At 52.6% G+C, this 25,960-nt stretch carries 19 protein-coding genes and 1 tRNA gene; 7 read left to right on the top strand and 13 right to left on the bottom strand.

The annotated features are described in order from the left end of the window. Positions 1-11 precede the first annotated feature (11 nt). The 3 genes from NXS99_RS02770 to NXS99_RS02760 all read right to left on the bottom strand — a co-directional run bounded on the left by NXS99_RS02770 (position 12) and on the right by NXS99_RS02760 (position 9,847). On the bottom strand, positions 12-9,089 hold the full coding sequence (locus NXS99_RS02770) for a type I polyketide synthase (RefSeq protein WP_259287155.1): 9,078 nt from the start codon (positions 9,087-9,089) through the stop codon (positions 12-14). A 265-nt stretch (positions 9,090-9,354) separates the two neighbouring features. After that, positions 9,355-9,534, bottom strand: coding sequence for a hypothetical protein (locus tag NXS99_RS02765; RefSeq protein WP_259287154.1), 180 nt, complete (start codon positions 9,532-9,534; stop codon positions 9,355-9,357). Between the two features lie 231 nt (positions 9,535-9,765). After that, positions 9,766-9,847, bottom strand: a tRNA-Leu gene (locus NXS99_RS02760). A 73-nt stretch (positions 9,848-9,920) separates the two neighbouring features. Here NXS99_RS02760 and NXS99_RS02755 point away from each other — a divergent pair. After that, positions 9,921-10,325 carry a hypothetical protein gene (locus NXS99_RS02755; protein ID WP_396124804.1) on the top strand — a complete coding sequence of 135 codons (405 nt, stop codon included), beginning with the start codon at positions 9,921-9,923 and terminating at the stop codon, positions 10,323-10,325. A 49-nt stretch (positions 10,326-10,374) separates the two neighbouring features. After that, entirely contained in the window at positions 10,375-10,734 is a 360-nt protein-coding gene (locus NXS99_RS02750; protein WP_259287152.1) for a DUF3817 domain-containing protein, read from the top strand. Between the two features lie 148 nt (positions 10,735-10,882). Here NXS99_RS02750 and rdgB read toward each other — a convergent pair whose 3' ends face one another. From rdgB to murI, 4 genes are all read right to left on the bottom strand, one after another. Then, on the bottom strand, positions 10,883-11,506 hold the full coding sequence (rdgB, locus tag NXS99_RS02745) for an RdgB/HAM1 family non-canonical purine NTP pyrophosphatase (protein WP_259287151.1): 624 nt from the start codon (positions 11,504-11,506) through the stop codon (positions 10,883-10,885). An 11-nt stretch (positions 11,507-11,517) separates the two neighbouring features. Next, complete coding sequence (gene rph, locus NXS99_RS02740; protein ID WP_259287150.1) at positions 11,518-12,264, bottom strand: ribonuclease PH; 747 nt, start codon at positions 12,262-12,264, stop codon at positions 11,518-11,520. Positions 12,265-12,448: 184 nt separating this feature from the next. Further along, complete coding sequence (locus tag NXS99_RS02735) at positions 12,449-13,216, bottom strand: MBL fold metallo-hydrolase (protein WP_259287149.1); 768 nt, start codon at positions 13,214-13,216, stop codon at positions 12,449-12,451. A gap of 62 nt (positions 13,217-13,278) precedes the next feature. Beyond that, positions 13,279-14,124 (bottom strand): glutamate racemase, encoded by an 846-nt coding sequence (gene murI / locus NXS99_RS02730; RefSeq protein ID WP_259287148.1) that lies wholly within the window; start codon positions 14,122-14,124, stop codon positions 13,279-13,281. 441 nt (positions 14,125-14,565) lie between these two features. Here murI and NXS99_RS02725 point away from each other — a divergent pair, with 441 nt between their 5' ends. Together NXS99_RS02725 and NXS99_RS02720 are read left to right on the top strand one after the other, a co-directional pair. Then, positions 14,566-15,513 carry a substrate-binding domain-containing protein gene (locus NXS99_RS02725; protein WP_259287147.1) on the top strand — a complete coding sequence of 316 codons (948 nt, stop codon included), beginning with the start codon at positions 14,566-14,568 and terminating at the stop codon, positions 15,511-15,513. A gap of 309 nt (positions 15,514-15,822) precedes the next feature. Beyond that, positions 15,823-16,662 carry a GDSL-type esterase/lipase family protein gene (locus NXS99_RS02720; protein WP_259287146.1) on the top strand — a complete coding sequence of 280 codons (840 nt, stop codon included), beginning with the start codon at positions 15,823-15,825 and terminating at the stop codon, positions 16,660-16,662. A 188-nt stretch (positions 16,663-16,850) separates the two neighbouring features. Here the strand turns inward: NXS99_RS02720 and NXS99_RS02715 are convergent, their stop codons facing one another. Genes NXS99_RS02715 through clpS form a run of 4 tightly spaced genes read right to left on the bottom strand, consistent with a single transcriptional unit; the run spans position 16,851 to position 19,516 of the window. After that, complete coding sequence (locus tag NXS99_RS02715) at positions 16,851-17,522, bottom strand: rhomboid family intramembrane serine protease (RefSeq protein WP_259287145.1); 672 nt, start codon at positions 17,520-17,522, stop codon at positions 16,851-16,853. Positions 17,523-17,527: 5 nt separating this feature from the next. After that, positions 17,528-18,643 (bottom strand): P1 family peptidase, encoded by a 1,116-nt coding sequence (locus NXS99_RS02710; RefSeq protein WP_259287144.1) that lies wholly within the window; start codon positions 18,641-18,643, stop codon positions 17,528-17,530. Next, a complete protein-coding gene (locus tag NXS99_RS02705; protein ID WP_259287143.1) occupies positions 18,643-19,188 on the bottom strand; it encodes a DUF2017 domain-containing protein in 546 nt (181 codons plus the stop codon). The genes NXS99_RS02710 and NXS99_RS02705 overlap by 1 nt, the downstream gene beginning before the upstream one ends. Positions 19,189-19,195: 7 nt before the next feature. Further along, a complete protein-coding gene (clpS, locus tag NXS99_RS02700; protein ID WP_259287142.1) occupies positions 19,196-19,516 on the bottom strand; it encodes an ATP-dependent Clp protease adapter ClpS in 321 nt (106 codons plus the stop codon). A gap of 269 nt (positions 19,517-19,785) precedes the next feature. Between clpS and NXS99_RS02695 the strand changes: the two genes are divergently transcribed. The 3 genes from NXS99_RS02695 (at position 19,786) to NXS99_RS02685 (ending at position 23,813) form a co-directional block, all read left to right on the top strand. Then, complete coding sequence (locus NXS99_RS02695) at positions 19,786-20,394, top strand: serine protease (RefSeq protein ID WP_259287141.1); 609 nt, start codon at positions 19,786-19,788, stop codon at positions 20,392-20,394. An 84-nt stretch (positions 20,395-20,478) separates the two neighbouring features. Continuing rightward, positions 20,479-21,816, top strand: coding sequence for a nicotinate phosphoribosyltransferase (locus NXS99_RS02690; RefSeq protein WP_396124808.1), 1,338 nt, complete (start codon positions 20,479-20,481; stop codon positions 21,814-21,816). Next, the gene (locus NXS99_RS02685; protein ID WP_259287140.1) at positions 21,816-23,813 is read left to right on the top strand and encodes an ATP-dependent DNA helicase; all 1,998 of its coding nucleotides are present in this window, start codon (positions 21,816-21,818) and stop codon (positions 23,811-23,813) included. The genes NXS99_RS02690 and NXS99_RS02685 overlap by 1 nt, the downstream gene beginning before the upstream one ends. A 38-nt stretch (positions 23,814-23,851) precedes the next feature. Here NXS99_RS02685 and NXS99_RS02680 read toward each other — a convergent pair whose 3' ends face one another. Further along, positions 23,852-24,634: a peptidyl-tRNA hydrolase gene (locus NXS99_RS02680; RefSeq protein WP_259287139.1), complete on the bottom strand. Its 783-nt coding sequence runs from the start codon at positions 24,632-24,634 to the stop codon at positions 23,852-23,854. Positions 24,635-24,640: 6 nt separating this feature from the next. Beyond that, complete coding sequence (gene serB / locus NXS99_RS02675; protein WP_396124803.1) at positions 24,641-25,906, bottom strand: phosphoserine phosphatase SerB; 1,266 nt, start codon at positions 25,904-25,906, stop codon at positions 24,641-24,643. Positions 25,907-25,960: the final 54 nt, after the last annotated feature.

Genomic DNA, 25,960 nt, shown 5'->3' with positions numbered 1-25,960 from the left:
CAGTCAGGCAGTTAGTTGCTTGAATCCGGATTTGGTTCCAAGACTGCGTCGATAAGCCTGGTGTGCTCGCTTACAAGGATCGCGATTTCGCGTTCTTGGGCGGCTGCACCAGTGGCGCCAAGGTTGCGATCAACTGGGCGCTGGTAGAGGGCGGTTGTGCCATGCATGCCCTCGAGAATGTGACGATATCCGGCGGCTTCGCGTTCGATTGCTTGTCGACGCCACTGCTCGACCCGTGCCTGGCCATATGCAACACGCACTGCTTCTGCAAAGGCAGCTGGATGCACAATTGCCACCAGGGCTGAAACGTGTCCGAATCCGAGGGATGTCACCAAGCCTGCTTTTGGCGGCAGGGAGGAAAGATCCAGGCTATTGCGCAGCCACACCAGGTGTGGATGTTGTGCCAGTACTGGATCAACGCAGTCGAGGGATTTGTTTCCTGGGATTACGCCTGTGCGCAGTACTTGGGTTAATCCGATGATTTGGAATGCTGCTGCGCCACCTTTAGCATGGCCGGTGAGCGTTTTTTGCGAGATCACATAGAGCGGATTGCCGCTGCTGCGACCAATTGCGGTGGCAATGCGTTCGTGCAGCTGCGATTCGTTTGGATCGTTGGCGGTGGTCGAGGTGTCGTGTTTGGAGATAATGGCAATCTCATCTGGTGTCACACCGACGCTGCGTAATTGGGTGACCAAACGTGAGTGTGTGCCTCCGCATGCAGCACCCAGTGCGCCAAGACCCGGCGCTGGGATGGAGGTGTGTGCGCCATCTGCGAAGGATTCTGCAAAGCCAATCACGCCGTGTACTGGCAGTCCCATTTCTAAGGCAAAAGATGCCCGGGTGACTAAGACGGTGCCGCCACCTGCAGCTTCCACGAATCCGCCACGGCGGCGATCATTTGCCCGCGAAACATAGCGATCGTCAATGCCTTTTGCGCGCATTGCGGTGGTATCGGCAGTTGCTGCCATATCCCCAAAGCCGGTGATGCCTTCAATGGAAAGGTCATCGAATCCGCCGGCGACAACGAAATCTGCCTTGCCAAGTTTGATTTTGTCATAGGCTTCTTCCACGGATACTGCTGCGGTGGCGCATGCGGCTACTGGGTGAATCATTTGGCCATAGCCGCCAATATAGGATTGCATGACGTGTGCTGCAATAACGTTTGGTAGCGCTTCTTGCAAAATATCGTGTTGGCGTGGTTGTGCCAAGAGCCCATCGATATACAGCGATCGCATTGCTTGCATGCCACCAAGGCCAGTGCCTTGGGTTGAGGCTACGCGTGCTGGGTGCAGTGCGCCGAGCAGTTCTGCTGGGCTAAAGCCAGACGATAGGAATGCATCGACTGTTGCCACGATATTCCAGACGGCAACTCGATCGAGGTTATCGATCATATCGGCTGGAATGCCGTAGACCGCTGGGTCGAATCCTTCAGGGATTTGGCCACCAACCACACGTGTCATCGCCATGCGACGCGGAACATGAATGGCGGAGCCTGCCTTGCGGGTGACAATCCATTCTTGACTGTCCGCATCAAAATGAGCCGTAGTGTGCTGTGGTTCTGATGTGACAAAGCTGGTCGCTGTGGCCTGATCATCAACTGGGAAGCTGATGTCGTGGTCAAGGTAAATGGTTGTAAGCTCTGGTGCGAGGTTATTCACCATTTCGAAATCGTCGTGGAATTGGCGAATACCAATGCGCTGTAAGACGATGTCGTGGAAGTGATCATAAATATCAGCTTCTGCAATGAAGGCATCGTTGGTGTCATACCACCCTGGCGTTGGGTCGCTCTCCCAGCGAATCAGCCCCATTGACCACGCTAATTCCGTCACACCGGCTGCGCTGAGCTTGCCGGAAATCTCAACTTCGAATCGCGTGCGTGCAGAGCCTAATGGCCCGAGTTCACCACTGCCGACAATAACCACCATTTCGTCAAGACCTACGGTTACGGCATCGTGAAAGTTTGGTGTGGTTTCAACAATTGGCCGGTATGGGGTTGGCAATGCCTGCAGCGTGGTTGGTGTTTCGGCTGCTAGCTGCGGCGTTGAGTGCGATACTTGGCGTGCCAGTGCCGCAAGATCAAGCGTTGCTTCGGCTAATCCACCTGTGACATCAACAATAACCGGCTGCTGCGCTGCTTGTCGACGCACCTGCGGCTCCACATTCGCAAGTACGAATGCCGCCATCTGGTCGGTGGAATAGGTAGTCACCCCTGCTGCTTCCACAGCAGTTACGAGTGGATCATTCCCACCCATTAAGCCAGTTCCGCGCACCCAACCAATAAGCATATGCACCAAGGAAGTGTGTGCTTGCCAGGAAGTTTCGGCATTCCACCTAGTCACGAGCGCATCGAGGGCGGCTTTGGATTCACCATAGGCGCCATCGCCACCAAAACGACCACGGTTTGGTGAACCTGGTAGTACCACATGCAAGCGTTGTCCCACATGCGTATGAATGCCAATGGTGGAAAGTTTTGCAATGAGGCGTTCAACCGACCACAGCAGCAGGCGCATTTGTGATTCTGCCGCTGGGCCTGCATCTTGCAAAGACCCACTAACACGCGGCGCCGCAAACGGGAATAACAAGGTTGGCTTCAACGCTGGTTTTTCCACCTTGGTTTGGCCATTCACCGTACTGGTTTGAGTTTCACCAATCCATTGTGCAAGCGCATCAACATCCGCAAAACTTGATAAGTTAGCAGGAACTACCCATAATGCGGCTTGGCCACGTGCATGACGTGCATAAAGATCCTTATAGAATCCAAGGCGCGTATGACTTAACGACGAGGTTGTCGCGATCACTGTTGCACCTTCATGCAATAATTTTGCAACTACAGCTGCAGCAATCGAATCTGGCGATGCCCCTGTCACCACTGCAATATCATCGCTGTAAGCAAGCGGGGCAAGATTACGTGCTTGCGCGGCAAGGTGTGGCAGCTCAAAATATTCTGCCAACTTGGCTGCGGCTTCCCCACTGCCAGTAATATCCAGCTCATCTGCATGTCGTTCACCAGCAGCCACCCGGGCAAGATCTTCGCGTACACTTGCCCATCGATCATCGAGCAAGACTGCTTGACGAGCATCAAAGCGTGGCGCTACTTGTCGTGGCCAATCAGCACCAAGTTCAGCAGCAACCGTGTCATAGAGTTGTTGTGCTTCTTGTTCAGCGCTGGTATCTGCCACCACAGGTTCTGGCGAAAGCCCAAGGGCTGCCAAAATATGATGTGCGGTTTGTGCCAGGACTCCAGTTTTACCGGTCACCTGTGCAGCAAAATCAGCCAGAGCTTGGGAATCTACCACACCCATGTGCTCGGTATTACCACCAGCTTTATGGATTTCTACCCCATGATCGCGGGCAACTGCAGCGACCGCAGTATCAAGTAGTTCGTGTAATTGCGCAATGCTACTTGGATGTGCTGGTTGCAAGGTGGCTAATTCACCACCTCTGATAGACGCTCCTTCGCGTGCACCTAACACAAGCGCAGCAGTGACATGTTCTACCCAGCCAGCACCAAGTGACCAGGTCTGCTGCAGGTATTCAGTGATATAGGTTGGGCGTTTGCCAACTGGCCCAGTGAGGCGTCGTAAAGCATCGGCGATGGCATCTGTTAAGACTGGCCCAAATGGGGTGTAGCCTTTGGCCATGCGGGTCAGCGTTGCGTACAAATCGCGCAGCTCAGCATCGGCGGCACCATCAATTGCACCCAGGCCGAACTCCACGCCGAGATCTAAGAGCAGCTGGTTGCGCCGCGAGGAAACGCCCTCAACTAAGGTTTCGATGGAATCAGTTGAGCTCATTTGTTCTGGGCGAACCTTTGTCCACAACGCGATGAGCATGGCGGTTGCTGCTGCCGGGCCAAATTCTAATGGTGCTACCACCTGACCTGCCGCAGGCTGGGATACAACTGATTCGATCGTTGGGGTGACAGGTGCAGCTGGCTGTGTAGGAGCTTCCGGATCTGGCTGCTCGATCGGTTCTGGATGTGTGCTTCGCGCTGGTGGTGCAATCTGATCGGTGGCGAATACGCGTCCGCGATCGCGTTCCAGGTTTTCAACATCAATGGTGACCTGCGCATATTCTGGCAAGGATAAGGTTTGCCCCATCATATTTGCCAAGGTTGGCGCGCTACCAACGCCGACTTCAATAAATCGTTGCACGCCTAAACCAGATTGTTCACGCGAGGTTAATAATAAATCTTGCGTTTCAATCCATCGCACAGGGGAAGCAAACTGCCAGGCCAAAAGTTCTACTAATAACGTGCGCGCCAGGCGTTGTGGCTGCTGAATCTGGGTATCCCAGGTATTGAGTACCTCGCGTAGAATTGGCGCATCAACAACCTCCAGCATTGCGTGCACGAACTCTTGGCTCAGGCTAAATGGTCGCGCCACAAGGTTTGGAATATAACGATCAACGAGCACATCCAACGCAATTTCATGTGGCAGCAAGGAATCCAAATGCTCGCGGAAGGCATCAACGCCACCAAGCAGGCGTGTGGAATGGAATGGCACATCGATACCCGGAATGATGATGCAGGCGCGTTGGCCTGGCCCACGAGATTCGGCATCAGCGGCTAACTGTTGCAAACCTTTATAGGTACCGGCCACAGCATATTGCATGCCGCGCAGGTTGTAGTTCACGATTTCTAAAAACTCGCCGGATTCTGCCGAAATACGCTGCACATAGTCAAAGACGCTGGCAGCGGTTAATCCCATCTTGTGTGGGCGCAGGGCAGCTAAGCCATAGTTGGAATTGCCATGTTCATCGCGCTCAACTAGGCGGTGCATGGTGAGACCGCGCTGATACACAATTTCAATAACATTTTCCAAGGTCAGAATCGAAGCGTAGGCAGCCAAGGCATTATATTCACCCACTGAATGGCCCGCGAAATACGCACGTTTTTGCAGGACATGCGCTTCTTTCATCTCAGCGATCTGGGCAACCCCCAAACATGCCATTGCAACTTGGGTAAATTGCGTTAAGAACAACACACCTTTTGGATGCGTGAAACTTTCCCCAGCAACTACCACCTGCGTTGGATTATGCTGCACAATTTCAATAATTGAAAAGCCCAGCTTCGCACGGGTATGCGCATCGGCGCGATCCCAAATAGCGCGTGCTGCTGGTGATTTCGCGCGCGCATCCATGCCCATATTTTGCGACTGGATTCCTTGTCCCGGGAACGCATAGAAGGTGCGCGGTGCTTGCAGAGTTGCAGTTGCAGTAAAGACCAGCTCACCTGCAACATACGCATTGATTTCGCGGACTTCACCACAGTTTTCTCTGGTATCAAGACCAATGCGCTCAACAATAAATTCAATCTCGCTGCCAGGAAGCACTGGCTGCAGCATCCGTGCATGGAACTCGTGCAGCGTGGCGTGTGCAGTTGTAACGGTATCATCCTGGTACCCGGCAGTAGCCACCAGCTGAGCAATGGCAGATGTCCACATGCCATGAACAATCACGCCTTTTGGCAATCCCGCGAGAGCAGCTGCCGTTGGTGAAAGGTGAATCGGATTATGATCACCTGTTACCAGCGCAAATGGTTTCATTGACAGTGGCGCGGTAACAGTGGCTCGTGCTCTAAACGAACGTGGCGTTGCCACTAAGGTTTCTGGGAGTACAGCTGTTGGCGCTGGTTGGCTGCCTTTTCGGCCACGAATTGCCATGCGCTCGTGCAACTGTGCCAGCAACGTGTTCGCACTGTAAATATCCACCGCGATTGCAATAATGCGGCCAAGCTCAGTATCACGTACGTCTTCTACACGTGCTGTAACCGTTAATGGAAGTGGGGTTTCTCCTACCTGTGGCAATGCTGTGTGCAGCTGCAATTGATGCTCAAGATGCACTAAATTCAGCATGCCTTCAATCACTGATGCGGAGTGCTGACCTGGGATGTGCGCTGCTTGCACGGCTGCAAAAATTGCTGGCCATGCCTTGCCGACGAGCACATCAGCAGCCACTTGTGCTGCCGCACTACTCGTAGGCAGCACACCAGTTGTCACTGCCTGGTACTCTGCAATTTCAACAGCAGAAAGGCTGGTCTCCCACTGCACACCAGCATCGGTATATTCCCCAAGTACGCCACCTGCGGCAGTAAGCGTGAGCTCCTGCATGGCTGCTTCTGCATCAGCGGCTGTCACCTGTGGTGCTGTACCAGCTGCGGCATCCAGTGGCGTCGTAAAGCGAATATTCAGTGCTACCTGTGTGCCAGAAATTTCTGCACCAGTAAGTGGAACACTCAAGCGGGCATGTTCAGCATCTTCTGTCAGAAGCTTCGCGCCAGTTGCCACATGGGTATAGCCATGTGGAATAGCCTGCCAGCTTGCGGGTTCACCAATGCGAGTGATCAACGATGGTTGATTTTTACCTGCCCAATAGGTGCCAGGTGCATTCAACACGCGAGTTGCTGGATCCAGGTCAAGCGGTGTAGCAATCTGGCCTTCGGCAAGTAGGCGTTGGGTAAGTGCTGCATCAAAACGTCCAAAAAGCTCAGCAATTGGTTCATTGACAGTGGTAATACCGGCAATTGCGGCGATACCTGGAATGATGGCAACCTGGTCGGCGTCGTAACGCTCATCTTGTGATTGCCACAGCGTATCTGCCCGCCACCAGCGGCGTACGTCTTGGTCAATGCGTGGGACGAAATTCGCCGGCTTGCCAGGGGTGCGCAAGGTATCAATAAACCAGGCGCGATCACTTGGGTGCAACAGATCCGTTGCTGCATGCGGATATAACTTTACGAGTGCATCAACAGCGACTGCTGGATCTTGCGTCTGAGAGCAGGTGATGCGTGGGCTAAATTCGCCATGATCTTGCGCAATCAGGCGAGCTTCGGTGCGTGCCAGCATCTGGCTAAAACGCTGATACCAAGCAGCATCGATCCATTGTCCTTGGGTTGGGCCGGAAAGTTCCAGGTAGCGCTGTAGCCACTGCTGGTAGGTCATTTCTTCAAGCTCGCCAAAATATGGCTTGGCGGTTTTATTAATCGCTGCAATAATCTCTGCTTTACGAGCCTCAATTGCCTCAGCATCTGCTGCTACCTCATCTAACAGCCTGCCAGCTTTGGCAAAAGAGTTTTCAATTTCATAAATGTCTGCGCCAAGCTGCGATTTACCAGAAGACAAACCACCAACCGCGCTACTTGCCCCACACCAGCCTTCAATTGCTTGAGTTTCAACGAGCAATTGTTTCACGGAACTAGAAGTTTTTGCCTCTAGTGTTGCCATGGCAGCAGTGCCCACTAAAACACCATCAACTGGCATCTTTGGCAAACCATAGCGCTGTGACCAGCTACCGGTAATATAATCGGCCGCAATTTCAGGCGTGCCAATGCCACCGCCGACGCACAGCACCACATTTTGGTGCTGACGAATCTCATCGTAGGTCGCAATTAGCAGCTCATCAAGGTCTTCCCAAGAATGATGCCCACCTGCTTTACCGCCTTCGACATGCAAAATCACCGGAATCTCTGGGATTTCACGAGCCACGGCTAAATTCTTTTGAATGTGGCGAACCGCACCAGGCTTAAATGCAACCCACGGGAAACCCTCGGCACGCAGCTGCTTGACCAGCGCAATTGCATCGTCGTGTCGTGGCGCACCGGCAGTAATCACAATGCCATCAATCGGGGCACCATTTGCGCGCGCTTTTGGAATCAACCGCTTGCCACCAATTTGCAGCTTCCACAATCGCGGATCCAAAAACATGGAATTAAACTGCACATTTACCCCAGGATCAAGCAGATCCTCTAATTTTGCCAAGTTCGCAGCCAAAATTTCCGGGGTGACCTGCCCGCCACCAGCAAGTTCTGCCCAATATCCAGCATTCGCCGCCGCTGCCACAATTTCAGGATCCACCGTGGTAGGTGTCATACCAGGTAAAAGAATTGGACGTCGCCCAGTCAAACGCGTAAACGCGGTACTGACGGAAACTGTGCCATTGCGTTGTTCTAATACTGGCGCAAAGTTCGAGTATGGTTGCGGTAAATTCGGTGCTTGACCAGCGTCGAAAAGCTTTGCCTGGCCATTGGCATCGCACACGGCAAAGGTTGCGGCACCGTAACCGGCAAGAAGCGATTCAGTAAGCTTGACGACGCCGCCATATGGCCCAATATCGAAGAACCAGCGCACATCGGCATCCACAGCTGCCCGAACTTTGGTTGGCCAATCTTCTGCAGTGAGCATGGTTGCAGTTGCCCCGGCGCGCATAACATCAGTATTCAGGCCAGCTTGTGCCGCCCATGCAACAGCTTGTTCGACGCCTGGTTGTAATAGTGGGTGGTGGAAGCCAACTTCAACGGCAAGGGGTTGGATGGTTGGCGCAAATGGGGCGCCACCTTTACGTTTGGCTTTCACAGCTGCCAGATCGGCAGCAGCCTCGGATTCTAACAGGGCCATAACCTCGGCATTATCAGCTGGGCGGCCAACGATGACAAAACTCTTGCGACCATTTTGCAAGCCGATGACAGGGCGTTGCTCAGGTGCAATATTCGCACATGCGGTTGCAATAGCTTGTGTGAGATGTTCGCGGGTAATGCCATCGATGCTGATCATTGGCATGTGTTCACCTTGGCGAATAAGACCGGTGAGTCGGCCGTGACGGGCTACTGCTACACCAACAATCTGTGCCATTGCTAAAATTTCGGCCGCTTGGGTTAAGTCTTGCCAGGCGTAGACACCCCACACACCTTGAGAATGGCCAAGTGCAGTTGTCGCGCGTTCGAGATCAAGGCCTTGAGCTTCGAGCAGTTCCAAGGTTGCAAGCTGGGAAAGCACAATACCTGGCACGCTGATACTTGCATGAGTGGTATCAATGCCAAGCTCAGGTTGTTGCACCCAGGTAAGCGGATCGAAGCCGTGTGGACGCGAGCGTGCGAGTTCATCTTGAATCGGTGCTAAAAGTGCGGCTGCTTCTTGGACGAGGCGCGCCACAGTTGCGCTAGCCCCAAAGGAAACTGAAGCACGCAGTGTGCTCAGCCAATCTAGGCCTTGCCCTGAAAAGACGAACGCGAATTTGTGATTGTCAGTCCCTAGTTTGGTTACCAAACGAGATGCTGTGGTGATGTGCTCGCTTTTCACGCGGTGATCGGTCACTGTGAAAGTCTCCTTATTTGTTCAAGGGGAACGGATTGTTCGCGTTGGTTGCACGTTACACGGGGTACATCTTCATGCTGCACGATGAGGTGCGAGACGAACGTGTCGCTCAACGTCGATAAAGAACTTGCGAGAACGGTGAACAATCCAAAAAATAGTTTTGTCTACAAATATGCCATAAAACATGAGGAAAGTGTCATATTTGCTCCAACTTTTTCTTCACTCGCCTATTCCTACTAGGCCGAAAATCTGAGAAAAGGGGCACCTAGCTGTGAAAACTCTCCCAAAACGCGATGTCATCTTCGCGTGTATTTCTTGCGAGAACACAGCTTGCGAATCCTCCATCAGAAAGAAACACCTCGCATTCGCTTTCCGGTATCACTTCTGCGTGCACTTGGCCACCATGTTGGTCAATGTATTCATCAAACTCGCGAGAAATGCTCATGGCACTAGTCTATGCCTTCTTGGCATAGGACGCGCGATTGTTGTGGGACAACTGCCAAGAAGAATCGTGTGGAATCGCGAGAACGATCCTTGCGCTCGCAGTGCAAACGTGCTGGCTGTGCGTGAGTTGTGTGCCGCAGTCGCGCCAAGCTGCGTCGCGGCGTCGAAAAGCCCGAAAAGCTAGTAGAGACGCACAAAAGGCCCCTTCCGAAGAAGGAGCCTTGTCATTGTGTGCGCCCGGGGAGACTTGAACTCCCACGTCATAAGACACTGGAACCTAAATCCAGCGCGTCTGCCAATTTCGCCACGGGCGCGTGCAGAAGTAATGATACAGGTGTAAGGGAAGGTTTCGCAAAATCTCATGCCAGCGATTCCTTTGCTAGGCTTATGGTCGTGAACATTGACGATTCCAAGCCGGCTGCCCCAGCACCAAAGCTTCGGGTCAAGCCGTGGCATGTTCTATTCCTTGCGGTACTGATTATTTGTACCTGGGCATTAGCATGGTGGCAGTGGACCCGTTTTCAGTCTGGAACAGGCACATTCCAAAACTTAGGTTACGCATTCCAGTGGCCATTTTTCGGTTTCTTCTTCGTCTTTGCCTATCGTAAAATCTTGCAGTACGAGAACGAAAAAGCTGCCTTTGAAGCAGAACAAAATGATCCGTTTGTGCTTCCGAATACGTCTGCTACCCCGACCACAATTGCTGAAGATTTCCTGCCTGAACGCAAGTCGTTAAGCGTCGAAGAATTCAACGAGCTACATAAACCAACTCGCCGACGTTCTCAGCCGTAACGTATCTGCACGCTGCAGGAATACAATTTTCTTTCAAGGAGCACATTTCATGACATCCCCAAAGCCAATCCATCCAGAGCGTAAACGCCGCGTCAAGCAGGCCTTAACCTTATTTTCCATCAGCGCTTGGGTCACCGGCGTATGGCTGCTGATTCTCACCAGCCGTATGATCGCTGAATATCTCATTGGCATTGATGTTCCACAGTGGATGCACTATATCGGCCAGGTCCACGGGTTGTTCTACATCGTCTATCTTCTGGCTACCTTGAACTTAGGTACCAAAGCACTGTGGCCACCACTGCGCTGGGTTATCACCGCCGCTGCGGGATGTATTCCATTCTTAAGCTTCTTCGTTGAAAAGTGGCGTCGCGACGAGGTTACCGAAAAGTTCCAACTCAACGTCGCATAACAACGTTTCACCGCTACTGTTGCATCGCCTCTGCGTCACAGCTTGGTCTAGGCCTGTAGCAGCTTCCATCACAAAAGGCCTCTTGAACTGTGTAAACGTTCAAGAGGCCTTTTTATTCGCCTGACATGGGCAGCTGCCCTTGGCGTCGCTAAGCAGATTCAGCCAGCTTCGCAAGAATCGGCATCAACGTCTGCAGCGCCCGAGCACGATGTGAGATCGCATTCTTCTCCTCTGGACTCAAGCACGCCGAACTGCGCCTTTGCCCATTGTCAATTTCTTCTTGCGGCAAAAACAGCGGGTCATAGCCAAAGCCATGCTCCCCTTGCGGTTCGCGCAGCAACCAGCCTTCCCATTTGCCTTCGACTACGTATTCTTCCCCAGTTGGGGTCACTAATGCGCACACGCTGACAAACGCTGCTTGTCGACGCTCATCTGGTACATCGTGCAACTGCTGTAATAACAATTGGTTATTTGCAGCATCATCGCCATGCGTTCCTGCCCAACGTGCTGAAAGCACCCCAGGGCACCCATGTAATTCTTCAACGGTAATGCCTGAATCGTCGGCAAGCGTGATAAGTCCAGTATGTTCTACCCCGGCGCGGGCCTTAAGTAACGCGTTATCGGCAAAAGTGCGCCCATTTTCGATAGGTTCGGGATAGGCTGGAACCTCTGCGAGGGAAAGAACTTCGACGTTGTCAATACCGGTTTGAGTCAAAATTGCGTCGAGCTCTTTTGCCTTTTTCGCATTATTACTTGCGAGCAAAATCTTCACGGTGGTGTCCTTTATCCAGCGACTGCAAGCCCAAGTGCCTGACGCTGCGCAGCAATCAGTTCGCGGCAACCTTTTTCAGCATGCGCGAGCAGGCTCTCGAGCTGTGCGCGATTAAAAGTGGTGTGTTCACCGGTACCTTGAATCTCGACGAATTCGCCAGCTTCGGTCATAATGACGTTCATATCAACATCAGCACGTGAATCTTCTTCATATGGCAGATCCAAGAGGGTGTGGCCATTGACAATACCCACCGAAACAGCTGCAACTGGTGGGAGCAGTGGTTCGCCTGGAACAAGTCCTTGGGCTTTGAGATAGCTAATGGCATCTGCGAGCGCCACATACGCACCGGTAATAGAAGCTGTGCGGGTGCCGCCATCGGCTTGCAGAACATCGCAGTCAATTTGGATAGTGTTTTCGCCCAGGGCGCGCAGATCAATTGCAGCGCGCAGGGAACGCCCGATCAGACGGGAAATTTCATGGGTGCGGCCTTTGACTTTCCCGCGCATGGATTCGCGCGGCATGCGTTCATGGGTTGATGCTGGCAGCATGGAGTATTCTGCGGTGAGCCAGCCTTCCCCTGAGTCACGCTTGAACCGTGGCACGCCTGCTTCAACGCTGGCAGTACACATCACGCGGGTGTTGCCGAATTCGATGAGGACAGAGCCAGCAGGGTTGGTGGTGAAACCACGGGTAATTTTAACGCTACGCATTTGGTCGGCGGCGCGACCATCAGCACGGGTGAAAGTATGTTCAGTCATACTTTCAAACCCTACCGCACGAAGCCGTGCTGTGCTGAGATGGAGCTACGATTGTGGTGAGGCGGTGAGGCGGTGCTTCAAGTGCGGTGAGGCGGTGCCTCGATTGTGATTAGGCAGCGATTCAAGCGCCCCTGCAGCGCTGAAACAGTGCTCCAGCAGCACCTCAACCGCACCTCAACAGTGCTTAAACAGCAAACTCCATACCAGGCATGGCGATGTCCACAGGTCCGGTAAAGTGCGCTTCAGCGGCACGTTTGGTGGCTTCTTTATCCACCCACGGCGGAATATGCGTCAACACCAGGCGCTGCACACCTGCTGCTTGGGCAATTTGGCCGGCTTCAGCACCAGAAATGTGCATATCTGGCACTTTGCCTTCGGAAGACTCACCCCAGGTTGCTTCACAGATGAACAAATCTGCATAGCGTGCACAGGCGATAAGTTCCTCGGTGTAGGCGGTATCACCGGAATAAGCGATCACTTTTCCGGTTGCTGGTTCTTCGAGCCGAATTGCGTAGCTTTCGGTTGGGTGAATAACCGGATATGGGGTGACGTGAATACGGTCGATGATTTCAGTGTGATGTGGCTGCCACGGCAGGTAGATAAAGCTATCGCCCATATTGTCAATCGCATCTGGCGCATCTGCCGATAGCCGCCCTAAGAGGTCATGTCCATAGCCTGGGCCGATACAAATATTGCGGCTTGCTGCAGAAAATTGTGGGTGATACCTCCGCCATACCATCAGTGATGGGAAGTCAAGACTGTGATCTGGGTGCAGGTGGCTAAAGATCACATGCGCATCACTTGGATTTTGTACTTTTTGCAGATTCCCCAGAACACCAGGGCCAATGTCCATGATGATACTTGGCGCATTATCTACTTGTACTAAATATCCAGAGGCTGGATTATCCGGAGCACCTAGGCTGCCGGAACTTCCGAGAATGATCACCTTCATAGGCATAACTTTCGCACGTTTTCGAGTTGAGTGGCTAGTTTTTGCTGAAAAGTTGTGAAATATTACAACAGGTGGGCTTGTTCGACATATGTCACATGCGGACCTAAAAATCGATGGGCTAACTGGGCAAAGAGATGCGGGTCACCAGTGGATTCGAAGGTGCGCTGTGGATTGGGATTATTGATCGCGTCGGCAAGCAAGTCGCGTTTTGAAAGTTCTTTCAGCACGTCTTTCGCGGTTTCTTCGGCTGAGGATACCAAGGTGACGTGATCGCCAATCGCCAGCTGAATAACACCTGATAATAATGGATAATGTGTGCAGCCGAGCACGAGCGTATCGACTCCGGCAGCTTGCAGTGGTTCCACATAGGCTTGCGCCACGCCTAAAATCTGCCGACCTGAGGTAATGCCTCGCTCCACGAAATCGACGAATCGTGGGCAGGCTGCCACATAGGCTTCCATATCCTCGTGATTGGCAAATGATTGCTGGTAGGCGCCAGAATGAACGGTTCCAACCGTGCCGATCACACCAACTTTGCCATTGCGCGTTGTTGCAACTGCCCGGCGCACAGCTGGCTGAATAACCTCCAGCACTGGAACGTTATAGCGTGCTTGGGCGTCGGTATAGCAGGCGGCGGAAGCGGTATTACAGGCGATCACAATCATTTTACACCCGCGAGCAACCAGCTCATCAGCGATTCTTAACGCATGCGCACGCACTTCTTCGATTGGGAGCGGACCATACGGACCATGCCCAGTATCACCGATATACATCACTGATTCATTCGGCAGTTGCTCCATAATGGTACGCACGACTGTCAGGCCACCAACGCCGGAGTCGAAAATCCCAATTGGCGCAGCAGGATCAGTGACTGCCGATAGCTGTGTTTCTGCAGGATTCTTTGACACGCAACGTTCCTTTCTTAGCCCCTAGCACCTGCACAGGCACAGGTTGTGCTGCTCACGCACGGTGATACATAGTTAATGCCCGATCGAGCTTATCTGCTTGACGACGCTTCGATGACATCGCGATCATGACTCCACACCGGATTCATCCCGACGACGGGCGTAGTAAAGACGCCCTTGATCCTACTCGCTTTGCCCCATCAGACGCTCATGGCCGCTTGTGACTCACACAATCATAGCCCCCTGAGCAGGCACAAGTACCATAAAACGTGACCGCTCATACACACTACCTGTATGTATTATCACTTTTTTCTATCGAAGTGACTTTCCATGCATCCCGCTCAGAAAAGATGCACGACACAGCCTTAAAGGCATACCATTTTCTTATATCACGTTATGTTGTCGTTCGACACTTTATGTGCCTGAGGAAAGGAACCCTCACCCATGTTTTCGACCATTGTTCGCAAAACTCTCACCATTGTTTCTGCCACAGCACTGAGCTTGAGCGTCGCTGCCTGCCAACCGCAGACACCGCAACCGCATCCTCACAAACACCCAAACACCGTGGCATTTTCAATTTCCAGCCAAACAAATCCATTTTTCACTGAAATGCGTGAAGGCGCAGAAGCCAAAGCTCAAGAATTAGGTATTCGCCTCCTTATCGAAGATGCCTATGATGACCCCGCCGAGCAAGCCAGTCAACTCAGCACAGTCGCCGAAGATGGCGCCCATGCAGTCATCATTCAGCCAACCGACCCAGATGCGATTATCCCATCGGTGGCTGCCTTAAATGCGTTGAATATTCCAGTGCTCACGGTAGATCTCAACAGCAATGGCGGCGATATTGCATCGTTTATTCGCGCAGATAATCGCACAGGTGGACAGCAGGCCGCTGCACTACTCGGCGCGGCGCTGCACGGCGAAGGCGAAATACTTATCCTCGAAGGCGATGCAAAACTGCCTACCACCAACGAACGCACCGCAGGTTTTCAAGCTGGACTGAAACAATTTCCAAACATTACAGTCAGCGCAACGCAAAGCGCAAAATTTGACCGAGCAGAAAGTATCAGCGTTACCAAGCAGCTTCTCGACGCTCACCCGAAGGTCAAAGCCATTTTTGCGGAAAATGACGAAATGGCACTCGGCGCGATCGAAGCATTAGAGGAACGTGCTGGCACTGACGTTCTCGTGGTTGGTTTTGACGGTACGCCGCAAGGTCTTGCTGCAGTGCAAGAGGGCACTATGTTTGCCACCATTATGCAGCAGCCACGCGAGATTGGGGCGCGTGCTGTGCAAGAAGCTGCGAAAGCCCTCACAGGTGAACGGCTCACTGCTGAGATTCCACTTCCCGTCATCACGGTAACCAAAGAAAATATCAACGACTTCTCTTAAGTTTTACTTGACTTGAGTCCGATAATAATCATGCTTGTTACTGCCTATAAGTGCCGGTAACAAGCATGTTTTATACCTGGTGCATCACAAGTTTTTGCGTGTTGTCAGTCTTGAGAAGTTACCACGCTAGCGGTGCGTACACGCGCACAACTAGGAAAGAAATTTTCCATCAAACAACCTCAGAGGTTGTATACTCAACTCCCAAACCATTAACATTTTTAACATTAGTAACAGTTATGTATGTTTGTGTGGCTCTGTACCGTATTTTGCTGCATGCATGCTCATTTCCGACCCTTTGGGAGAACCATAATGCGCCACTCGATCACTCGCCTTCTCGCCGCTGTCACCACAGCATTGCTTGGCTGCACTCTTTGGGCGGCACCGGCACAGGCAACTGGGCGTCAGATCGTCTTATTCGGTGATTCTTTAATGGCAAATCCCTACTTCGGCTGGGCTGACTATATTCAAGGTCCTGGGAAAGTTTCCCCCAACGCACCAGGCCAGGGGCGTTGTCCACGGAGTGAAAGCCGTATTGCGACCTCATTAGCACGCATCACGGGTGATCAGGTGGAAGACTTTGCATGTACTGGTGCGGTGGCATACGCCCCAATCGAACGCAATAAGCGCCTTTCCAATCAGATCAACACAGCAATCGACCAGCGACACCTGCATGCCGGAACCAATATCGTTCTGATTCAAATTGGTTTTAACGACACGTGGAAAGCACCTGGCTTCTTCAATGTGCAAACGGAAGGGTTTGTTCGTGAAATGCAAACGCAGGTTGCTAGGATCCGGCAGGCAGCACCGAATGCGCGCATCGCATTTTTAAGTTATCCGTCCTTAATAGGGCCAAGTGGACAATCCTGCCCAATTCACGTACGCGGTCTGCCACCTATTGTTATTCATTCACGGCTGATCCGCAGTGCGTTTGATTCAGTCAGTCATTGGCAACGCCAATCTGCTACAGCGACTGGCACAGAATGGATTGATATTGCTACGGATTCAGTAGGACACGATATGTGCGCCCCAACTGAACAGCGTTGGGTAGCTGGAATTATTGATAACGCATCTGATCCGTATAACATCACCACGCACTTAACGCATCGCGGTAATGATGAAATTGCGGCAATTATCGCCCGCAAGATTTAGTATATTTGTACTGCGCTCATTCATACACACGCCCGCGTCGATAAGCACAGACGCGGGCTTTTATGCTGCTCAGTGTCGAACCAAGTACCGTCGAATCACACACCACAGTGCAACGTCACATCAATACTGGTGCCGTCACGGTGCAAACGCCTCGGCGGCTGTTGGGCGCGCCTTGTGAAACTGGCTTGTCACTTGCGTTCGAGGCGTTGTTGCTGACGCTTCGCGCGAAGTTTTGGTGGATCGTCCGAGGTGATAAACGCACCTGCCAAAATGCCACCAATGGCACCCCACATATGGCCTTGCCAGGAAATATTTGCGCCGGCGGTTGGAAAAACGCCCCACACCATGCTCGAAAACGATATGCTCAGCACGATTCCTAGCAAGATTTGGGTCCAGCTGCGATTGAAAATGCCACGGATCACGAGATATCCCAGCCAGCCATAAATAACGCCAGAGGCGCCAACGTGAATGCCTTGGCCGCCAGTGAGCCAGGTTCCGAGGCCACCGACTACCATCGAAATTAATGTGACTTCCCAAAAGACGCGACGGCCAGAATATCCCACTAGAAATGCGAAGATCGCACCGGTGCTGTTGGCGATAATGTGCTGCCAACTGCCGTGAATCAGCGGCGCTGAAAAAATATGCAAAATGGTAGGGACATCTAACGGTTGAATGCCGAAATACGCAAGACCACCTCGGAATACGACTACGTTGATGACGTGAATTAGCCAGATGATCAGCAAAAAGCGCACCGCAATTTGGCGTCCAACTCGAAAACCTGCCGATTTCGTATTGGGAGGTTCTAATGCTGAGGTTGCAGGGACCGCAGGTCCTCCATATGCAGAATTTCCAAACGTCATAGTCGCTATTGTACGCGGATTTCACGCAAGGATACTTGGCCGAATCCACTTTCTGCTGATACCACCGCATCAAGAATCGCCTCTGCAACCACATACGACACCGCCGCTGAAAGCTCATGCAGTACGTGTACGTCCACACCTTGACCGTCGCCGGTGGACAGACAAAATAATGTATCCCCATCAAATGGCGCGTGTGCTGGGCGAACTGCCAGCGCAATGCCATCGTGGCCAACCATTGCGACTCGCTTCGCTTGAGCTTTACTGATCGGAGCATCGGTGACAATCACGCCGATTGTGGTATTTAACTTCGCAATTGGCGATTGCAACTGGGAAAAGGCTGCAATATCCACAGCGATCGAGCTATCAAACCAGCTTTTGCCAGTGGAAGGATCAATGACGCTGCCCATCGGATTCGCCACAATGCCTGCGGCAATTGTATAGGGCCCGACCTTGCGCGAAGCTTGCCCGAATCCACCGCGCAGTACGCCTGCTGTCGCGCCGCAACCTGCTCCAACCGAACCCGATAATGCTGGTTGCGTATGCACATTGCGGGCAAGCTGGTCTATGCCACCGTGTGCTGCTACTGCACTTTGTGTATCTTGCACTGTGCCATCTTGCGCTGTGCCGTCTCGCGCTGTGCCGTCTCGCGCTGTGCCGTCTTGCGCTGCGGCATCACGCGCTGTGCTGTCTCGCGAGCTCACTCGTGGCCATTGCCGGAGGATCTCACAGGTTGCCGAGTATCCTGATTCCCGCGTTGGTCGATGATCAGCCTGACCTACCAGCAAATCGAAAATCACTGCTGCTGGCACAATCGGCACAATTGGCCCTGGCGTATCAGGGCCTAAAACCGCAAAACCAATGCCATGTTCTTCCAGCGCTGCCATCACGCCATCAGCAGTTGCCAAACCATAGGCCGAACCGCCACTTAAACAAATTGCATGCACGCGTTGAACCGTATTCTGCGGCTCAAGCAAATCAGTTTCGCGTGTACCTGGGCCACCACCGCGAACATCCACAGCGGCAATTGCAGATTCAGGTGCCACAATGACCGTGCAGCCAGTATCCCCCATGCTGTGATGGGCAATACCAATGCCTGCAACGTCTGTGAGCTGTCCACTCATTATTCAAAATCTCGCATCAGAACATCAAGCAACGTTTCTTGTTGGCCACCAATCCAATCTGCGATGCTGCCACAATCTAATTTCGCAACCGCATCGGGGATGTGGCAGGCATCCAAATACAAGCGAATATCATTTAACGCACGCAACCACAGATGCGCTTCTGGTTCAGTTAAGACGATTTCATTCGAACCGCCCGGCCCCAACGCAAAGGTAATGGTGGTCAGCCCTTCTAATTTCGCCTTAGTGATTTCAGTTTCATGCAGGCTGCGCAGCAACGCATTATCGCCTTCATATTCTTCATCACCAGGGCGCTCAAAATCAGGCAAAAGTCGCGCAAGCGCTGGATCAGTTGGTGCTTCTTTGTGCCCAGACGGCATACCGGTGAGTTCTGCAAGTTCGTCTTTTGGTGCCGATTGCGCACGCTCAATTAAGGCTTCAGCAACCATTGACGCCAGACTGCCTAATACTTCCCGTTCGGAATCACGCAACGTACACACATATTTTGGCGCACCGAAAAGAGCTTTTTTACGTTTCCAAGGATCCATGGTTTCCTTACCCTGCTTGCTGCATTGTGGCCCACAACCCGGCGGTCTGGAGCTTAACGACGTCCATTTCTACTTTGTCTTTTTCGCCAGAACTGACCGCTGCTTTGCCTTCAGTATGCACTTGCATCATCAGTTCAATAGCACGTTTTTTGTCATATCCCAGCACGGTTTGGAACACATATGAGACATAACTCATGAGATTGACAGGATCATCCCAAACTATGCAGAGCCATGGCAGATTTTCACTTGTGAGTTCGTCGGCAAGCAACTCCTCGTCAAGCTCAGGAGCGGCCATCGGCGACGCTAACATCGGTGGCATAGTACTCATGCCCTACAGCATAACCGTTGAAGTGTTACGAAGGTAGCCGAAAATGAAAGTCATCGGAAGTTTTTCGCCTGTCCTGCCGTTTCAGGAACTTTTTTGGCATCGGCAATTGATTAGACTGTACGACAAACGTATTTTTCCGTGTCATATGTGTGATACCCCTATCGTCAATCGCGTCTGCGTCATGCCGCCCATCGGCATATCAGCGTTTTCGGCACTGTGTGCAATACTGTTTCCTCAATTATGTTCAGGCGAGAAAGGACATTTCAGCAATGGCAATCCAAAGCGTGAAGGTCATAACTGATGCCGTCAAACAGCATCTACGCTCGCTCAAAGATCCAGCTACGTTGGAACAGGTGCAACAACTTTTATCCAAAGTGATGGCCGTTGTGACAGTACTCAGTGCCACATTTTCAACCATCGTCACGGTAAGCCATACCTTCAATCCACGTAGTTCCGGCTATGAAGATGCCAGAATACTTGCTGAAAATCCCACCCTCGACCAGCTCACGCAGCCGTTGGATATTTCGCGAGTCTGGGAAGATTCTCAAATTCGCACTGATATTGCGTTTATTTTGAATCGCTCTCGCACCGATACACACCGTAATCCGCTGAATCCCGATATTGAATTAAGTATTCAGGCACAACACTGGGCAGAGCGGAATGCTATTACCAATTCTTTTCGGGAAACTCCTGCCGAGGTAATTATGGTGCAAACTGCGTTACCGAATGAACAGGCAACTGCGGTAGCTTTTCTAGATCTGTGGTTTCAAGACGCTGCAAGTCAAGCAGCGCTCGCGACAAAAGATGCCGCAATTATTGGTGTTGGCGTTGCGAGTGCGGCAGGAAAAACTTACGCTGTCATACAACTGGCGCGTTAGGTTTGCTACGCTACTTTTAGATAACTTTACGGTTTGCGGTTGCTTGTGCGGTGCTGCAGACAGTTGGATGCCTACGATGTACTGATCGCGATCAAGCGGAAAAGTGAGAATACTGTGACCACCTTCCAATCCACAGCCCTATTAACCGATATGTACGAGCTGACGATGCTCGAGTCTGCGCTTGCCGACGGTACTGCCCACAGGCAATGCGCCTTTGAGGTATTTACGCGCCGCCTACAACATGAACGCCGCTATGGTGTGGTTGCTGGTACCGCACGCGTACTCGAAGCGGTACGAAACTTTGTCTTCACCGAAGATCAGCTAGCAACTCTGACGTTCTTGCAGCCAAGCACCATTGAATATTTACGCAACTATCGTTTTTCTGGCCACATCGACGGCTACCGCGAAGGCGAACTCTTCTTCCCGCACTCCCCGATTCTGACTGTTCGCGGCACCTTTGCTGAATGTGTGGTGCTCGAAACTGTAATCCTCTCGATCCTCAATGCTGACTCAGCGATTGCAACTGCCGCAGCACGTATGGTCACAGCCGCCGATGGACGCCCACTGATGGAAATGGGGTCCCGACGCACACACGAAGCTGCTGCTGTGACTGCAGCGCGTGCTGCATATCTGGCGGGTTTCACCGCCACCTCGAATCTCGAGGCGGTATATCGGTATGGCATTCCTGGTGCTGGTACTGCTGCTCACGCGTGGACGCTGGTACACGTCAATGAAGACGGTTCGGCAAATGAGCGTGCGGCTTTCCAAACTCAAGTCGATCTGCTCGGCTTCGGAACTACGCTGCTCGTCGATACCTTCGATATTACGCAGGGCGTCATCAACGCAATTGAAATCGGCGGCACCGAACTTGGCGCTGTGCGTATCGATTCTGGTGATTTAGGTGTGATGACGCGCAAAGTCCGCCAGCAACTTGATGAACTTGGCGCCTATAACACGCGCATTATCGTATCCTCTGACCTCGACGAATACGCCATCGCAGGCTTGCGCGGCGATCCTGTCGACGGTTTCGGTGTTGGCACCTCAGTGGTCACCGGTTCTGGTGCTCCAACTGCCTCAATGGTGTACAAACTCGTGGAAGTTGATGGCTTGCCAGTGGCAAAGCGTTCGCGCAATAAGAAGTCAGTTGGTGGAGCAAAACGCGCTGTACGCACACATCGGGCAACTGGCACCGCAATTGAAGAAATCATCACCCCATTTGCTGCCCCAACCCCAGAGATCAACAACCTTGAGGTACAAGAACTTACGGTACCGTTGATGCGCGATGGCAAGATTGTAGAAGGCCAACCAACCTTGGAACAATCACGAAATTATCTTGCTGGCCAACTTGTCACCTTGCCGTGGGAAGGTTTAGCACTGAGTAAAGACGAGCCAGTATTAAATACTCGTTTTCTTGGGTTCTAATGGCATCATCTGCGCAGACGTCGACAAGCAGCGATTCCAAACGGAATGCTCGCGTATTAAAACTGTTGTCCACTGCGGTTGAGTCACTTGGTGGAAGCACCCGCAGTGGACAAGAAGCGATGGCACAAGCTGTTGCTGGTGCTCTTGCCAATGAGCGTCACCTGGCGGTGCAAGCGGGCACTGGTACGGGTAAATCGCTAGCATACCTCGTACCAGCACTTGAGTATGCCATTCGCAACGACACCACAGTGGTCATTTCAACGGCGACCCTAGCGCTGCAAAATCAGTTAATCGAGCGCGATCTTCCTGCCCTGGCGCAAGCCCTCGAACCCGTGCTGGCTGCGCCTGTGACTTTCGCTATTTTGAAAGGGCGACAGAATTATCTCTGCGAGCGTAAACGCGAGCGTCTGTTTGCCGAGGACGATTCCGAAGCAATCCTCGAAGAAACTCAAGTATCAGCCATCGGCGCGCACGCATTAAGGCTGAAAGAATGGGCACAAACCACAGAAACTGGCGATCGCGACGAAATCGTGCCAGGTGTCCCGAATCTCGTGTGGTCGCAGGCAAGTTCAACCAGCCATGAATGCGTTGGGGCTGTCATGTGCGCATTCGGTGACACCTGTTTTGCCGAGCAAGCGCGCGAAAAGGCCAAACACGCCGCGCTGGTGGTGACTAATCACGCCATGTTGGCGATTGAGGCATTAAGTGAGGCCAATATTTTGCCAGAGCATAGTGCTGTGATTATCGACGAAGCACATGAGCTGGAAACCAGAATCACCTCAGTTGCCACCATCGAGCTTTCGATGCAAGCGTTATCGTTATCGGCCAAGCGCGCGAAGAAACTTAACGCTGCTGAACGCGCTGAAAAGCTGGTGGAGTCTGCAGAAAACTGGGAAGACGCTCTCTTGACGCTGCCGACAGGACGCTTGACTGCTTTGCCAGAGCAAATGCAGCCAATCTTGACGGCCTTGCAAGGATGCTTGTGGACCTTACGCGACTATATTGCACACGCACCGAATGGTGAGCAAAGCAATGATCCCGAGACTCATGCTGAGCGCCTGGCACTTTCCCGACATTTAGCTGAGCAACACGATGCGATTGTCAGTGTGCTCAAGATCTTCCATGAGCCAGATATCACCGCCCATCACGACGTTGTATGGGTCGAGCACGACGAACGCCGCGGCGCAGTATTAAAGGTGGCACCATTAAGTGTCGCTGGGCTACTTGCAACCAATCTGTTTAACGAAAACACCGTGGTCTTAACCTCTGCCACACTCACTCTCGGCGGTAATTTCCGCGCAATGGCGGCTAGCTGGGGTATTCCACATAACAGTTGGGATAGTTTAGACGCCGGCAGTCCTTTTGACCCGCAACGCTCTGGCATTTTATACACGCCGCGACACTTGCCGGAACCCGGACGCGATGGCCTGCAGAAAGAAACTCTCGAAGAAATCTACACCCTGATTATGGCCGCCGGTGGCCGTACCTTGGGGTTGTTTAGTTCGCGCCGGGCTGCTGAAGAAGCTGCCGATGCGTTACGCGCACGACTGCCATTTAAGATTTTCTTGCAAGGCGAGGACACGACCGGCACCTTGATTCAGCAATTTCGAGATCAAGAAAACAGTTGCTTATTTGGCACGCTCTCGTTGTGGCAAGGCGTGGACGTACCAGGCAAGAGCTGTTCTTTGGTGATTATGGATAAAATCCCATTTCCTCGCCCTGATGATCCATTACTTCAAGCTCGCAAAGAAGCCGCGGATCAGCAAGGACGCAACGGTTTTATTGAAGTTGCCGCCACCCATGCCGCATTGCTCATGGCACAAGGCGCCGGCCGATTACTCCGCCGCATTACCGATAAAGGCGTGGTGGCCGTGCTCGACAAGCGTCTCGTCGAGCGACGCTACGGCAAGTTCTTACTCGATTCCATGCCACAATTTTGGCGCACCGATGATCCCGACGTGGTAATCGGCGCGCTCAAACGGCTGGTGCAACAGTAACGAGATTGCTTTTCGACGTAGGCTGCGAACCTGCGTCGTCAAGCATGCAGCACGTCACTGGCAAGCAGTGCGACACAGGTTGCGGTATTCGGCGCGATTTCGGTAAAACCAGCGTCACGAACCACCACTGCCTGCGGCAGCGTTTGCTTTGCGACGAACTGATCGTGCGGAATCTCTCTCACAGTTAGCGGAAAGCCAGCTTGCTGCCAGCGCCAACACCACTCAACGGATTGCTGACCAGCAAAGAGCATCGAAGCATGACCCACCTGCGCGGCCACTTTGCCAACCGACATGCCCAACGATGCATCAACAACAATCACAACAGGTGCCACGGACACTTCAGCGGTAATCTCCGGCAGAGGCGAATGAACAGCATCTGGCGGGAGATCAGTGCCATGAATTTGAAGTTTCCGTAACACCGGCGGTACGTCTTGTACTGCCGAAGGCACACATGCACGCACGCTCGCCTGCTGGTAATGCACGGTTACCCCTGGTACTGCTTGCGCGTCACGCCACTGTTTATTCCTGGCGCGACGAGCGACTTTCCGAATCCGATGCGTATACCAGGTTTCCAGACGCGTTTGAAATTCACCAGGGATCCCTGCTTGCGGCTCCAGACACAGCGTCACAACTGCCTGCGCTGCGGCAATAAGCACGTGGGAGCGTGGCGGAATACGCGTTGGATCTTTTGGAAGATGCAACACAAGCTGCATTGCTTGAATGGTTGCAGGATCGTCTGGGTCTTCGCCGCGCGTCCACGAACGATCTGCAACCGCACGAGCCAAGCGCGCATGAGAGGTAGCGAACTCCTGTGGAATCATGAAAACCTAGTCCAGCGGAACGCGACGCAGCGAACCTTCTTGTAAATCAGCAGCATCAATTTCGGCACGCGTAATGCCTAACATATGCAGCACTTCATCCAAGAATGGAGAGTTCACCGAGGTGTCAGCGACTGCGCGCAACGCTGGCTTCGCATTAAACGCAATGCCTAGCCCTGCAGCAGAAATCATATCGATATCATTTGCGCCATCGCCCACTGCAACCGTTTGGTGCATTTCCAAGCCGGAATCAGCGGCGAACTCGCGCAAGAACTCAGCCTTTGCGGCTCTATCGACGACCTTGCCAATCACGCGGCCCGTGAGTTTCCCATCCACGATTTCCAACGTATTCGCGCGCACATAATCTAATTCAAGCTCCGCCGCGAGATCTTCAAGCACTTGTATAAAGCCACCTGAGACTACGGCTGTTTTATAGCCAAGACGCTTGAGGGTACGAATGGTGGTACGGGCACCAGGGCTGAGAATAATATCGGCTGCGACTTGATCGATCACTGCTGCATCAAGGCCGGCAAGGGCTTTCACGCGTTCACGCAAGGATTCTTCAAAGTCGAGTTCGCCGCGCATGGCGCGTTCGGTAACCGCAGCAACTTCTGCTTCCCTACCGGCATGTGCCGCAAGCATCTCGATGACTTCGCCGGTGATCAGTGTGGAGTCGCAGTCGAAACAGATCAGACGCTTCGAGCGACGCTGCAAACCAGCACGTTCGATCGCGATATCAACGCCGAGCTCAGTGGTCAGTTCTGCAAGTGCCTTGCGCAGCGGAACACCTGCGCCTGGAGTGGCACTTGGTAAGGAGAGTTTCAGTTCCAGACCAGTGACTGGATAGTCAGCAATGCCGCGAATGGTATCGATATTGGCATCATAATCAGCCAGCGTCTGACCAATCTTAGCGATTGCAGATGCTTCGATGGGATTACCTAAGACGATCATTTCGTGCGTCGAACGAGGTCGCGATGATTGCGCGGTGGCTTGAATTTCCACCGACACACTCTGCTGATAAATGCTCAGCGTCTCGCGCAGCGCAAGCTCGATCCGTTCCTGGTCTTCAATGCGAAAACCGACGAAGGCTGCCAGTGAAAGAAAACCTCTAAACTGCGACTGCTCCACGTCAAGGATCTGGACGCTGTTGGCGGCGAGGACGCGGAAGAATGCCGCAGAAACACCAGTGTGGTCAGGTCCTGAGATCGAAATGACTGCCGGAGTTAAGCCAGGCTGTAACGAAACAGTGAGTTGAGGTGGTTGAGTTGTATTCACAAGTATGTATTCTTTCACGAAATAATTGAAACTTAAACTATGCGATGCATCACT

The sequence above is a fragment of the Corynebacterium sp. HS2168-gen11 genome, from assembly GCF_024834075.1.
Classification (GTDB): Bacteria; Actinomycetota; Actinomycetes; order Mycobacteriales; family Mycobacteriaceae; genus Corynebacterium.
Note: the sequence above shows the minus strand (reverse complement) of the source record. Positions and strands in the feature narration are given on the sequence as shown.